Below are 12,860 nucleotides of genomic sequence, written 5' to 3' on the forward strand. Positions count from 1 at the left end.
GGCGAGCGAAGCTCCGCCTACTCGCCCTCTGCTGCTGCAGCAGTCTGGGGTTGCGCAACAGATTCGGTGAGAGCCTCGGAACCGCTTCGGGTGGCGAAACAGTAATAGTCACGGAGACCGGCATCCCAATCGCTGGCGTTGGGGGCGAAACTCGTCACCAATTCGAGGTCGGCAAAGGACTGGGCGGCAGCAAAATTGATGACCGCGTCCGTTGAGCATGACGTCGTGGTTCGGGCCACTAAATCATCAACTTCGGGAAAGGGTGCCGAAACCGCGTCGTCAAACTGGCCAACCATCAAGAGTTGAGCGGCGTGCGGCTGCGCGCAATCAATAACGGTGTACTCGTCTTGCCAGGCCGATTCAAACGGTTCAAGGCATTCTCCGCCGAGCAGCGCACTCCACGCATACGTTCCTGACGGCAATGGCCCTACCGTCGGCGCTGCGCTTGCCGTGTCGGTGGGCACCGGCGTCGCGACCGCGGCCGGTGGCAACGAATCACCAATTTTGGTGCCAGCTAAGAAAAGCGCAGTGAGCGCAAGTGCCGCCACCAGCCCAGCGGCGATAGAGATCGCAATCAGCTGCCCTCGCGGGATCGGTGGCCGCGGTTCTTGAGGAACCCGAGGTGCGCTGAGCGCGGCAGGAACCAATGCTCCGCGTGAGACCTCTTGGTATTCGACAAACTGCTCTTCGCCAAACAGCGCGCCAACAGCATCGTGCTCAACTGACTCGTCCTCTGGGCCTGCGGGCGAAACAGGATGCGCACCAAGAACCTCGGTTGCCCCTTCCAGCGCTGGGTCGACCGCTGCAGGCATCCGCAGTTCTCGTCGCGTCACCGCATTCATCGCTGCCGTAGGGAGATCGGCAGAACTGATTGCCGCTGTCGGCAGATCAGCCGAACTGATCGCTTGAGTTGGCAGGTCACGTGCGTTGGCATTGCTTGCGGGGAGATCGGCCACGTCCATGAGCCCCGTTGGCAAATCGGAGACGTCCATGAGCCCCGTCGGAAGATCGGCTACGGAGAGCGCCTCAGTGGCAGGCGGCTCAGTGCGTGCAGGCGGCTCGAGGTTTGGCTGCACCGGGCCTGGCTGCACGGGCTCAGGCAATACAAGCTCGGGAAGCTCGCCATCGCTGCCCGGTATCGCGGTGGGTTCGGGTGGCAACACGAGAAGTCCGGGAACCGCTGGGGTGACAGGAGCGGCTGGCTCGGCCGGCTTTTCGGGCTCGACCGGCTTTTCGGGCTCGACCGGCTTTTCGGGCTCGGTTGGCGTCAGCCCCCAGCTGAATACGGGCTCAGGGGGCTGCTGCTCGTCATCCGAGCCGGTCGACCTATCGTCAGGTGTCACGAAGTCAGCCCCAGATCACCAAGCCCGATCGCAGAAAAGTATGGGTAGCCCGCTGCCTCGATGCGCTCTTTCGCTCCCGTGTCACGATCAACGACCACGGCAACACCAGCGATGATTGCGCCGACCTTCTCGAGAGCCTCGATGGCGGCTAGCGGGGATCCGCCCGTCGTAGAGGTGTCTTCGAGAACGATTACTCGCTTGCCCTCAAGCTCAGGGCCCTCAACTTGACGACCGCGGCCGTGATCCTTGGGCTCCTTGCGTACAACGAACGCGTCGTACGTCGCACCGCGCGCGGCACCCTGATGCAAGATCGCAGCAGCAACAGGATCGGCACCCATCGTCATCCCACCGACGGCAGCGATGTCAGGGATATCAGCGATGAGATCAAGCATCACCTGACCGATGAGCGGCGCAACCCGATGGTCGAGACTCACGCGGCGCAGGTCGACGTAGTAGCTCGCCTGCTTGCCGCTGGTCAGCGTGAAGTCGCCGTGGAAGACGGCATCGGCGGAAATGTAGTCAATGAGCTGCTGCTTGGCGTCGGTCACTCGTACAGAATACCCATGTGAGGCGCAGTGCCAGAGAAGAGTCTGGTGAGAGCCGCCGTGATGTGCGCAATTGTCGCGTGAACGGCGCGCGAGTAGAGGTAGACCTATTACCGTTGAGCTATGCGTATTGCCACCTGGAACGTGAACTCCATCCGAACCCGCGTTAGCCGTGTCGTCGACTGGATGCTCCGCGAAGACGTTGATGTTTTGGCGATGCAGGAAATCAAGTGCAAGCCAGAACAGTTTCCCTACGATGCCTTCACCGAAGCGGGCTATGAGGTCGAGCTTCACGGCCTGAACCAATGGAATGGCGTTGCTTTTGCCAGCCGACTTCCCATGGAAGACGTGACTGTCGGCTTCGACACGCAACCTGGTTTCGGCAAGCCGCTTGACGATGGGACCATTCCGATTGAGGCACGAGCCATTGGAGTGACGGTCGAAGGTGCGCGACTGTGGAGTCTCTATGTTCCTAATGGGCGCGAACTCGACAATCCGCACTACCCGTACAAGCTTGAATGGCTTGCCAATCTGGCCACGCAGACGACGAACTGGATGCGCGATCATCCTGAGCAACCCCTCGCCTTGATGGGCGATTTCAACATTGCCCCGTTCGATATCGATGTGTGGGACATGGCCGCTTTCGAGGGGAAAACTCACGTGAGCGAGCCCGAGCGCAACGCTTTTCGGGCATTCGAAACGGCCGGCCTCATTGACGCGCTGCGCAGTCGCGGCATCGAGGGCTACACCTATTGGGACTACCAGCAACTGCGTTTTCCCCGCAATGAGGGTCTACGAATTGACTTCATCATGGGGTCGCCTGCGTTTGACGCTCTAGTAACGGACGCGTCGATTCATCGCGAAGAGCGCAAGGGCGACAGCCCAAGCGACCACGTTCCCGTGGTCGTTGACCTGGCGATCGACACCGAAAACGATGACGATCGGCCCATGTTCCTTTAGGTGTTGCCGACTCTCGCCGCCGCCTAGCTCTGCGTGCTGCCTGGCTGCATCCGCGTTACAACTAGCGCGTCGCCATCAGAAGCAAGCGAAACAAGAACGGTGTCTCCATCGCGAATGTCGCCGGCGAGGAGCGACTTAGCGAGCCTGTCATCGATTTCGCGTTGCATCAGCCTGCGGAGCGGACGTGCACCATAGATGGGGTCGTAGCCGCGTTCCGCAAGCCACGTCCGAGCATCCGGAGTCACAGCCAACTGAAGCCGGCGATCGACAAGACGCTTGCCGAGTCGATCAATATCGAGCTCGACAATCTGGCTCAGGTCGTCGGTTGAGAGCGGCTGGAAGACGACGATGTCGTCGAGACGGTTGATGAACTCAGGCTTGAACGACTTGCGTACAAGGTCGTTCACGGCTTCTTTGCGAGCTTCCCACGGCAGCGCCTGTTCAGTGATGAACTGGCTGCCTAAGTTGCTCGTCAAGATCAGAATCACGTTGCGGAAGTCGACTGTACGGCCCTGACCGTCAGTCAAACGACCGTCGTCGAGCACCTGCAACAGCACGTCGAAGACTTCAGGATGCGCTTTCTCAACCTCATCGAGCAGAATCACCGAATACGGCCGACGTCGCACAGCTTCGGTCAGCTGCCCACCCTGCTCAAAGCCGATGTAGCCGGGAGGCGCACCGACGAGACGCGAGACAGAGAACTTCTCTCCGTACTCGCTCATGTCGATACGCACGAGGGCTTTTTCGTCGTTGAAGAGGTACTGCGCGAGGGCCTTCGCGAGTTCCGTTTTTCCGACACCGGTAGGACCGAGGAACAGGAACGATCCTGTGGGTCGGTCGGGGTCTGAGATTCCTGCACGTGTTCGGCGCACGGCCTCTGACACGGCTTGCACCGCTTCCTTCTGGCCGATCAATCGCTTGCCAAGTTCGGCTTCGAGGTGCAGCAGTTTTTCGGTCTCACCCTCGGTGAGGCGATCGACCGGGATGCCAGTCCACGCAGCCACGACCGCGGCGATGTCTTCTTCGGCCACCTGATCGTTGACCATCCGTGGCCCTGTTGGCTCGTTGCTCTCTGCCGTCGTGATGGCTTGCTCGATCGAGGGGATCGTCTCGTAGTTGAGCTTGGAAGCCTTCTGGTATTCCCCATCGCGCATAGCGCGGTCGAGTTCAATACGGGCATCGTTGAGCCGGGTCTTGAGTTCACCAACACCGGTGAGGCTCGCTTTTTCGATCTTCCAACGCGCTTCGAGTTCGCTCAAGTGCTTGCCCTGAACCGCGAGATCTTCGCGCAATTTCGCCAGCCGTGCCTTGGAGGCTTCGTCTTTTTCTTTCTTGAGCGCGAGTTCTTCAATGCGCAACCGGTCAACGGCACGCTTCAACTGGTCGATTTCGACCGGCGAGGAGTCGATTTCCATCTTGAGTCGGCTTGCAGCCTCATCAATCAGGTCTATGGCCTTGTCTGGCAGCTTGCGACCCGAAATGTAGCGATTGCTGAGGGTGGCAGCGGCAACTAGTGCGGAGTCGGCGATGGCCACTTTGTGGTGCGCTTCGTAACGCTCTTTCAGTCCGCGCAAAATCGCGACGGTGTCTTCTACGGATGGTTCGCCAACGAACACTTGCTGAAAGCGTCGTTCGAGTGCGGCATCTTTCTCGATGTACTGGCGGTATTCGTCGAGAGTTGTTGCACCGATCAGGCGCAACTCTCCGCGTGCAAGCATCGGCTTGAGCATGTTGGATGCCGCAACGGACCCTTCGCCGCCGCCTGCACCCATGAGGGTGTGGAGCTCGTCGATGAAAGTGATGACTTCACCGTCAGACTCTTTAATCTCTTTGAGGACTGCCTTCAGGCGTTCTTCGAATTCACCGCGGTACTTCGCGCCGGCAACGAGAGCGGCGAGGTCAAGCGAGATGAGCTGCTTGCCTTTGAGCGAGTCGGCGACGTCGCCAGCAACGATGCGCTGTGCGAGCCCCTCGACCACTGCCGTCTTTCCGACGCCAGGCTCACCAATGAGAACAGGGTTGTTCTTGGTACGTCGCGTGAGCACTTGGCTGACGCGACGAATTTCTGAATCGCGACCGATTACGGGGTCGAGCTTGCCACTTCGCGCGATCTCGGTGAGATTGACGCCGTACTTCTCAAGAGCAGTTTCTTGCTCTTCGTCAGTATCAGGGGCACCCTGCATGTTTGCCATTGCAAACCCTCCACAAAAGTTGAGTTAAGACGACTCAAGTTTATACCGGCGACGGCGCTCGTGGCTAGGTGGATGCAGTGTGCTCACAGAGAACTACCCCCGCCTCATTCCCGGCGAGGGTAGTTCTCTCGTGCAGCGTCCGGCGCTACGGGCGCTTGACCAGCTTGCGGTTCATGAACTCGTCGATGCCGTGCGAGCCAAGCTCGCGACCGGTGCCGGAGTTCTTGACTCCACCAAATGGCAGCTCGGGAGCATCCGCGCCGACCTCGTTGATGTAAACCATGCCAGCATCGATGCCGTCAGCGATGCGGTCAGCCTGGTCGGCATCCGTCGTGAAGACGTAAGAACCGAGACCGAATGGCGTCGCGTTAGCGAGCACGATGGCCTCTTCTTCGCTAGCCACGCGGTGCAGTTGAGCAACCGGTCCGAAGAACTCAGTGATGTACGCAGGGTTCTCAGGGCTGATGTTTTCGAGCACGGCTGGCGCAAACTTGGTGCCGTCGCGCTTGCCGGTTCCGACGCGCAGGGTCGCACCAGCGGCGACCGCTTCAGCAACCTGCTCCTCGAGGCCCTTCGCTGCGGCTACCGAGCACAGCGGGCCAAGCTCGGTGCCCTCTTCCATGGGGTCACCGACCGTGATGGCGCCCATCGCGGCACTGAACTTCTCGGCGAATTCTTCGTAGAGCGAGTCGATGATGACGAAGCGCTTGGCGCCGTTGCAGGCCTGGCCGTTGTTATCGACGCGGGCCGCTACTGCAGCCTCAACCGTGGCATCCATGTCATCGGTCGACATGAGGATGAACGGGTCGGAGCCGCCCAGTTCGAGCACGCTCTTCTTGAGGTTGGTTCCGGCTGCGGCACCGACGATTGCGCCGGCACGCTCGGAGCCCGTGAGTGAGACGCCCTGGATACGCGGGTCGTCGATCATCGCGGAAATTTGGTCGTTGTCGGCGAGCACATTTTGGTAGCCACCGACCGGCAAACCGGCTTCATGAATGAGGGCTTCAAGCGCTGCAGATGACTCGGGGCACTGCTGGGCCGGCTTCACCAAAACGGGGTTGCCGAGAATGATGCTTGGACCGGCAAAACGGGCGATCTGGTAGATGGGAAAGTTCCACGGCATGATGCCCAAAACTGGACCGATCGGGCTCTTGCGAATCCACGCTGTACCCGAACCGGCCGGGATTTGCTCATCGGCGAGGAAGGTTTCGGCGTTGTCGGCGAAGTAGCGGAAAATGTCGGCCGAGAACTCAACTTCACCCACCGCTTGGGCTAGTGGCTTGCCCATTTCGCGAACGATAATTTCGCCGAATTCGTCGGCTCGTTCAGCCAACAAATCGGCGATGCGAGTCACGATTGCTGCGCGCTCTTTTACCTGATCACGGTTCATTCCGCCGTTGTACTCGGAGTGTGCGGCGGCGACGATCTGCTCGATGACCTCGTCGCTCGCAGCGGGGTGCGCGGCACCCTCTTCTCCGGTGTAGGGATTGATCACTTGAAAAGTCTTCATGAGAGGTTCCTCGCTGCTCGAAAAAGTCCGGCGACGCCGCCGTGAATTGTTCGTAGGCTACATGCGAAAACCTAAAAATTGGAAGTGAGATTTTTTGGGCGGCGGTTTTCGGCAGCGCTACGAACCAGCATCACCAAGGTCAATCGCCGCTAACATCGCCCACAACTCGGCGCGACCTTGGAAGGTGTCGAGACCCAGATTGGTGAGGTCGGCGAGCCGCTGCATGCGCGACTTTAGACCGTGCCGGTGGATGCCCAACTCCCGTGCCGCGGGATCCCACTGCCCGTTGTGCCGAAGCCACACTTGCGCGGCCCGCAGCAGCGCGAGCCCGTCGGCCGATTCGATGACGCTGGCGAGGCGGGCGTGAGCAATATCGGCCACCGAGCTGGAGGCCAACAGGCCGAAAAAACTCTCGCCGACGAGGCTGTCGAATTCGGTAATCGCTCCGGCCGGTGCCGCCTCGAGCGAACGCACCGCCTGGGTGATCGCGACGGTCAGTTCACTCCAACCGAGCACCGTCGAGAGCCCAACCGTGAGTTCGTTCGCCACAAAGAATCGTTTCTCGGCCCGCAACTGGCTCGCATCGATCAGTACGAGCAGGTGCCTCCCGTCGGCGACCGCAAAAAACGTGCTCTCGGCGCGCGCGGCCCGACGCTCAAGCACGTCGCGAATACTCGCCGTGGTCTGACTCAATTCCAGCGCCGCGACCGCGAACCGTTCAGCCGGCAAGTCGATGCCCGCCACCCGCACCGCACGCCGCACGCTGTCGACCCTCCCATCCTTCAGCAGCTGAAACAACTGCTCCAAAATCGCCCGATGCCCCACCCGCAAATTTTCGGTCTGCTCGAGCGACACCTCGGCGAGCGCCGCCAACACCGTCATCACCGAATTGTCGAGTGCCCCAAATTCGGTGTCGCGGGACCACGCGATGGCCCCGCACAAGCGTCCGCTCGGGCCAAGCGTTTGCACCACGCGGTGCTCACCTGGCAACTGCTCAACGACGCGCGCGCGACGAGCCCGACCCAGCAGGGTCGTGACCGAACTTCGGATGGCGGGGGCGGCATCCGCTGGTCGGCTGGCGGAGGCACGGCTGGCTTTCGCCCCGCGTTGGGGTTCGGAACTGTCGCTGACGAGCTCGCCGTCGGCGTCGAAGATCCACACGCCGCAGTCGAGGTGTTCGGCGGCGCTGGCAGCCGCTGCAGGCAGGCGGCCTTTGCCGACGGCGGCGCTGGCGATGTCGTTCTGGGCGGCGAGGGCGCGGTCGAAGCCGGCGCGCGCTTGCTCGGCTTCGTTGTCGGCGACGAGGCGGCTGATGGCGATGAATGGAATGCGGTACGGCACTTCGAAGAGCGGGAGCCCGGCGGCAGAGCACGCGGCGACGAGGCCGGCTGGCACTCCGTGGGTAATCACTTCGGTGCCGAAACCGATCGCCGCGACACCAGCGCCCGTGAGCCTGGCGACGTAGGAATCGAAGTCGGGCACGGCATTCGGGGCGGCGTTATCGACGAATTGGCGTCCGGTCGTGAGCAGCAATTGGCCCTCGGTGACGAAGGGAGTTGGATCGTCGAGGTCGGAGTTATGCACCCACGTGACGGTGCGCTCGAAGGTGTCAGCGGCGGTGAGTGGGCGCAGCGCAAGTCGCTCGGTCGCGATCACGTCGGCGAGGGGTGTGGGCATGGCAATCCTCCTTCTGCCATTCTGTCAGTTCTGGCTGCAAAGAGTGCCAGTTTGTGCCTGTTGTGCCGGGCATCCGCGCACTAGGTTGAACCAAACGTTTGCACTCCGCAGCTCGCCTGCGCGATCGAACATCGTCTACACAGATTGGATACCGGTGGCCATGTCTACTTCTTCTCCCACCCCCACGGCCCTCGCTCCCACGGCCCCGGTTGGCGGCCCCTCGCTTCCGCAGAAGCGCGATCTCGTCACCGCGATCCCCGGACCCCGCTCGCTCGAACTGCTTGAGCGCAAAAAGCAGGCCGTCGCCGCAGCGATCGGAATCACCCTCCCCGTCTTCATCGAAGCAGCGGGCGGCGGCGTCGTTCGCGACGTTGACGGCAACACCCTCATCGACTTTGGTTCCGGCATCGCCGTGACCGGTGTCGGCAACTCGGCACCCGCCGTTGTCGAAGCCGTGACCGCGCAGGTCGCCCAGTTCACCCACACCTGCTTCATGATCAACGGCTACGAAAGCTACATCGAGGTTGCCGAGAAGCTCAACGAGATCACCCCCGGCACGCACGAGAAGCGCACCGCACTCTTCAACTCGGGTGCCGAAGCCGTCGAGAACGCGATCAAGATCGCCCGCTACTTCACCGGCAAGCAGGCCGTTGTTGCCTTCGACCACGCGTACCACGGCCGCACCAACCTCACGATGGGCCTCACCGCCAAGTCGATGCCCTACAAGAGCGGCTTCGGCCCCTTCGCGTCGGAGATCTACCGCGCCCCCATGTCGTACCCCTTCCGCGATGGCGGAATCAGTGGCGAGGATGCCGCAGCCCGCGCCATCCTGCAGATCGAGAAGCAGGTTGGCGCCAGCAACCTCGCCGCGATCATCATCGAGCCCATCCAGGGCGAGGGTGGCTTCATCGAGCCGGCCCCCGGATTCCTCCCGGCACTCGCCGAGTGGGCCACCACCAACAACGTGATCTTCATCGCTGACGAAGTGCAGACCGGCTTCGCTCGCACCGGAGACATGTTCGCCTCGAACCACGAGAACCTCGTTCCCGACATCATGGTGACCGCCAAGGGCATCGCGGGCGGCCTCCCGCTTTCGGCTGTCACCGGCCGTGCCGATGTCATGGATGCCGCTCACGTTGGCGGACTCGGCGGAACGTACGGGGGAAACCCCATCGCCTGTGCCGCAGCACTCGCCACGATCCGCACCTTCGAAGAGTCGGGCGCCGTTGACCGTGCCCGCGAAATCGGAACCACCTTCCGCGGCCGCCTCAACGGGCTCCGCGCCGGCGACCCCCGCATCGGAGATGTTCGTGGTCGTGGCGCCATGATCGCCATGGAACTCGTCGACCCCACCACGAAAGAACCCGACGCGGCCCTCACGTCGAAGGTTGCGGCTGCAGCGCACGCTGCCGGTGTCGTCGTTCTTACCTGTGGAACTTATGGCAACGTCATCCGCTTCCTCCCGCCGCTCTCGATCTCTGACGAGCTCATCACTGACGGCCTCGACGTCGTTCGCGACGCTCTCGCCAACGCCTGATTCACCGCAGCGGGCACTGAGCGCGCGCTCAGTGCCCGCCCATGCGGCGCCAAGCCGAAGTTCAGCTAGCGCTGTTTGACTGACTCGCAGATTTCCCACCACGAAAGGTGCACACCGAATGACGAACTCCACCGAAACCCAGCTTCTCGAAGCCGTGCCGAACCAGCTCTTCATCGGCGGTGAGTGGGTTGCCGCAACGGGCAGCAAAACTCTCGACGTGACCGACCCCGCTACCGGCAAGGTCATCCGCACCATTTCGGATGCCTCGGCAGACGACGGCATGCGGGCGCTCGACGCGGCCGTTGCTGCGCAGGATGCCTGGGCCGCGACTCCCGCTCGCGAGCGTGGCGAGATTCTGCGTCGCACCTTCGATCTCGTGCAGGAGCACCGCGACGACATCGCTCTGCTCATGACGCTCGAGATGGGCAAGCCGCTCGCTGAGGCCAACGGTGAAGTGACCTACGGCGGCGAGTTCTTGCGCTGGTTCAGCGAGGAAGCCGTGCGCATCTCGGGTCGTTTCGGCAACACCCCCGAGGGCACCGGTCGCATGATCGTGTCGCAACGCCCGGTTGGCCCGTGCTTCCTTATTACGCCGTGGAACTTTCCGCTCGCGATGGCGACCCGCAAGATTGCACCCGCTCTCGCCGCCGGCTGCACGGTTGTAGTAAAGCCCGCCGCACTCACTCCGCTCAGCACCCTGTTCTTGGCGAAGCTGTTCGAAGAGGCCGGGCTGCCGGCTGGCGTGCTCAACATCGTCACGACCTCGAGCTCCTCTGAAGTCTCCGAGCCGATCATCGCGGACTCGCGCCTGCGCAAGCTGTCGTTCACCGGTTCCACCCCCGTCGGCAAGGCCCTCATCAAGCAGGCCTCAGAAAACGTTCTGCGCACGTCGATGGAACTCGGCGGCAACGCCCCGTTCGTCGTCTTCGATGACGCTGACCTCGACAAGGCCGTAGACGGCGCAATCGCGGCTAAGTTCCGCAACATCGGCCAGGCCTGCACCGCCGCCAACCGCTTCATCGTTCACAGCTCAGTTGCTGCCGAGTTCGCCGAGAAGATTGCTGCTCGCGTCGCCGACATGAAGATCGGTCGCGGCACCGAAGACGGCGTCAACATCGGCCCGCTCATCAACGACAAGGCCGTGGACAAGGCCGACGAGTTGGTTCAGGATGCCGTGAAGCGCGGCGCGACTCTCGTCTCCGGCGGCAAGCGCGTCGAAGGCGATGGAAGCTTCTATGAGCCCACGATCGTTTCCCACGTGCCCGCCGACAGCGACATCCTGCGCGAAGAAATCTTCGGACCGGTTGTCTCGATCGTGGAGTTCACCGACGAAGCCGAAGGCGTGCGCCTCGCGAACGACACCGAATATGGTCTCGTCTCGTATGTGTTCACCGAAAGCCTTGCGCGCGGAAACCGGATGATCGACGCCCTCGACACCGGCATGATGGGCCTCAACGTGGGCGTGCTCTCCAACGCGGCAGCACCCTTCGGTGGCGTGAAGCAGTCCGGCATCGGTCGCGAAGGCGGCTCGGAAGGCATCCACGAATACCTCTCTACTAAGTACACGCTCGTTCCCAATAGCTAATGTGCAACTGCATCCCGTCGGCGCATCCCGAGGAATGTCCTCTGTGCGTTGACGAGCCCCACATCACGCGCGGCTACAACTAGATTCCCGTGAGCGAGTGGCCCCGCCTAGTGCCGGGGCTGCTCGCTTTCTGGGTTAACGTGCTCGGCCTGCGGTGCACTGGGGTCGCTCACTTCGGCGAGCCGGGCTGGCACAAGGCGCTCGGCTACGCTTGAGGCTCCGCCGCACACGTTGTTTGCGGTGCCGCGCCACCGAAAGAGTTCCCCATGTCTGAGCACTTGTTCGCCACTCTGCGACGTTGGCCCGACGTGGAAGCCCCTAACCTTTTTGCGGTGGATGCCAGCGACCGGCTCATTCTTGATGAGGCCGCTCCGCAGTTGGCCGACATCCAACCCGGCGAGCTCGTCGTGATGGGTGACAACTATGGGGCACTCACACTGGGAGCCGTTTCGTTGCACGACTGCCGCGGCATCCGCGTGTTTCAGGATTCGTTGGTTTCGGAGTTGGCCCTGGCCGAGAACGCGGGCGACCTTGCCCCGCACTACACGTCACACACCTTGGGCGCCGAGCTGCTGTCGGGCGCCCGCTTGGTGCTGATGCAATTGCCGCGCAGCCTGGCCGAGTTGGATGAGTGGGCTCAGGCTATTGCCCGCTTCGCGTCGCCCGACGTGGTCGTGGTTTCGGGCGGCCGCATCAAGCACATGACCTTGGCGATGAACGAGGTGCTGGCGCGTTCCTTCGATGATGTGAACGCCGGTCGTGCCCGCCAGAAGTCACGCACGCTCACGTCGTTGGGACCGCGACGCGACGGTACCGAAGCTCGCTACCCGGTGACATCGGTGCTGCGCGAACCCGAACTTCCCGTCGACGAGCTCACGGTCAGCGCCCACGGTGGCGCTTTCGCCGGGGCCACCCTCGACATCGGCACCCGCTTTCTCATGACGTTCCTGCCCGAGATGAAACCGGATGCTGCCACCGCCGTCGACCTCGGCAGCGGCACCGGAGTGCTCGCCGTTTCGCTTGCTCTCGCCCGCCCTGACCTGCACGTGGTTGCCGTCGACCAGTCCATCGCCGCTGTGGCGTCGACCCGCGAAACGGCCGACGCGAACGGAGTCGGCGCCCGCGTCGAGGCCGCGCGCGAAGACGCCCTCGCCGAACGGCCGACGGCCAGTGCTGATTTGATTGTGTGCAATCCGCCCTTCCACACCGGCGCAACTGTCCATGCCGGTGTCGCCCTGCGGATGCTGGCTGACGCCCGCCGCGTGCTCAAACCCGGCGGCGAACTGTGGGTCGTCTTCAACACCCACCTCGGATACCGCGACTACCTGAACCGCACCGTCGGCCCCACCCGCCAGGCCGGACGCAACAGCAAGTTCACGGTGACGGTGACGGTGCGGGGGTAGTCGCGCACCACCTGCACTACTATCTTGCTACTGAGATCGAAATTGGGGAAAGCAGCGCATTGAGTTGACACATGGATTTACAAATCCCAGTCGCTGAGGACTGACTAC

Annotated in this window: 9 protein-coding genes; 4 read left to right on the forward strand and 5 right to left on the reverse strand. The window is 62.3% G+C overall.

Going from position 1 to position 12,860, the window contains the following annotated elements; genetic code table 11:
* Window positions 1–17: 17 nt before the first annotated feature.
* Together AC061P_RS13230 and pyrE are read right to left on the reverse strand one after the other, a co-directional pair.
* The gene (locus AC061P_RS13230) at window positions 18–1,343 is read right to left on the reverse strand and encodes a septum formation family protein (protein ID WP_480391416.1); all 1,326 of its coding nucleotides are present in this window, start codon (window positions 1,341–1,343) and stop codon (window positions 18–20) included.
* On the reverse strand, window positions 1,340–1,891 hold the full coding sequence (pyrE, locus tag AC061P_RS13235; RefSeq protein WP_449647702.1) for an orotate phosphoribosyltransferase: 552 nt from the start codon (window positions 1,889–1,891) through the stop codon (window positions 1,340–1,342). The genes AC061P_RS13230 and pyrE overlap by 4 nt, the downstream gene beginning before the upstream one ends.
* Before the next feature lie 120 nt (window positions 1,892–2,011).
* Between pyrE and AC061P_RS13240 the strand changes: the two genes are divergently transcribed.
* Window positions 2,012–2,848 carry an exodeoxyribonuclease III gene (locus tag AC061P_RS13240; RefSeq protein WP_449647703.1) on the forward strand — a complete coding sequence of 279 codons (837 nt, stop codon included), beginning with the start codon at window positions 2,012–2,014 and terminating at the stop codon, window positions 2,846–2,848.
* A 23-nt stretch (window positions 2,849–2,871) separates the two neighbouring features.
* Here AC061P_RS13240 and AC061P_RS13245 read toward each other — a convergent pair whose 3' ends face one another.
* The 3 genes from AC061P_RS13245 to AC061P_RS13255 all read right to left on the reverse strand — a co-directional run bounded on the left by AC061P_RS13245 (window position 2,872) and on the right by AC061P_RS13255 (window position 8,227).
* Window positions 2,872–5,040: an ATP-dependent Clp protease ATP-binding subunit gene (locus tag AC061P_RS13245; protein WP_449647704.1), complete on the reverse strand. Its 2,169-nt coding sequence runs from the start codon at window positions 5,038–5,040 to the stop codon at window positions 2,872–2,874.
* 145 nt (window positions 5,041–5,185) lie between these two features.
* Entirely contained in the window at window positions 5,186–6,550 is a 1,365-nt protein-coding gene (locus AC061P_RS13250) for an NAD-dependent succinate-semialdehyde dehydrogenase (protein ID WP_449647705.1), read from the reverse strand.
* A 117-nt stretch (window positions 6,551–6,667) separates the two neighbouring features.
* Window positions 6,668–8,227: a PucR family transcriptional regulator gene (locus tag AC061P_RS13255; RefSeq protein WP_480391417.1), complete on the reverse strand. Its 1,560-nt coding sequence runs from the start codon at window positions 8,225–8,227 to the stop codon at window positions 6,668–6,670.
* A gap of 160 nt (window positions 8,228–8,387) precedes the next feature.
* On the opposite strand from AC061P_RS13255, the gene gabT reads away from it, so the two are divergent.
* From gabT to AC061P_RS13270, 3 genes are all read left to right on the forward strand, one after another.
* Window positions 8,388–9,764 (forward strand): 4-aminobutyrate--2-oxoglutarate transaminase, encoded by a 1,377-nt coding sequence (gene gabT / locus AC061P_RS13260; RefSeq protein ID WP_480391418.1) that lies wholly within the window; start codon window positions 8,388–8,390, stop codon window positions 9,762–9,764.
* A gap of 118 nt (window positions 9,765–9,882) precedes the next feature.
* Window positions 9,883–11,349: an NAD-dependent succinate-semialdehyde dehydrogenase gene (locus AC061P_RS13265; RefSeq protein WP_480391419.1), complete on the forward strand. Its 1,467-nt coding sequence runs from the start codon at window positions 9,883–9,885 to the stop codon at window positions 11,347–11,349.
* 266 nt (window positions 11,350–11,615) lie between these two features.
* Window positions 11,616–12,752 (forward strand): class I SAM-dependent methyltransferase, encoded by a 1,137-nt coding sequence (locus AC061P_RS13270; protein ID WP_480391420.1) that lies wholly within the window; start codon window positions 11,616–11,618, stop codon window positions 12,750–12,752.
* Window positions 12,753–12,860: the final 108 nt, after the last annotated feature.

The sequence above is a fragment of the Rhodoglobus sp. G.S.4 genome (assembly GCF_056619605.1).

Excerpts from the sequence above, each read along its gene's own strand:
- AC061P_RS13270 (WP_480391420.1), top strand. The coding sequence starts at position 11,616 with ATGTCTGAGCACTTGTTCGCCACTCTGCGACGTTGGCCCGACGTGGAA.
- gabT (WP_480391418.1), top strand. The coding sequence starts at position 8,388 with ATGTCTACTTCTTCTCCCACCCCCACGGCCCTCGCTCCCACGGCCCCG.
- AC061P_RS13265 (WP_480391419.1), top strand. The coding sequence starts at position 9,883 with ATGACGAACTCCACCGAAACCCAGCTTCTCGAAGCCGTGCCGAACCAG.
- AC061P_RS13240 (WP_449647703.1), top strand. The coding sequence starts at position 2,012 with ATGCGTATTGCCACCTGGAACGTGAACTCCATCCGAACCCGCGTTAGC.
- AC061P_RS13245 (WP_449647704.1), bottom strand. The coding sequence starts at position 5,040 with ATGGCAAACATGCAGGGTGCCCCTGATACTGACGAAGAGCAAGAAACT.
- AC061P_RS13255 (WP_480391417.1), bottom strand. The coding sequence starts at position 8,227 with ATGCCCACACCCCTCGCCGACGTGATCGCGACCGAGCGACTTGCGCTG.
- AC061P_RS13250 (WP_449647705.1), bottom strand. The coding sequence starts at position 6,550 with ATGAAGACTTTTCAAGTGATCAATCCCTACACCGGAGAAGAGGGTGCC.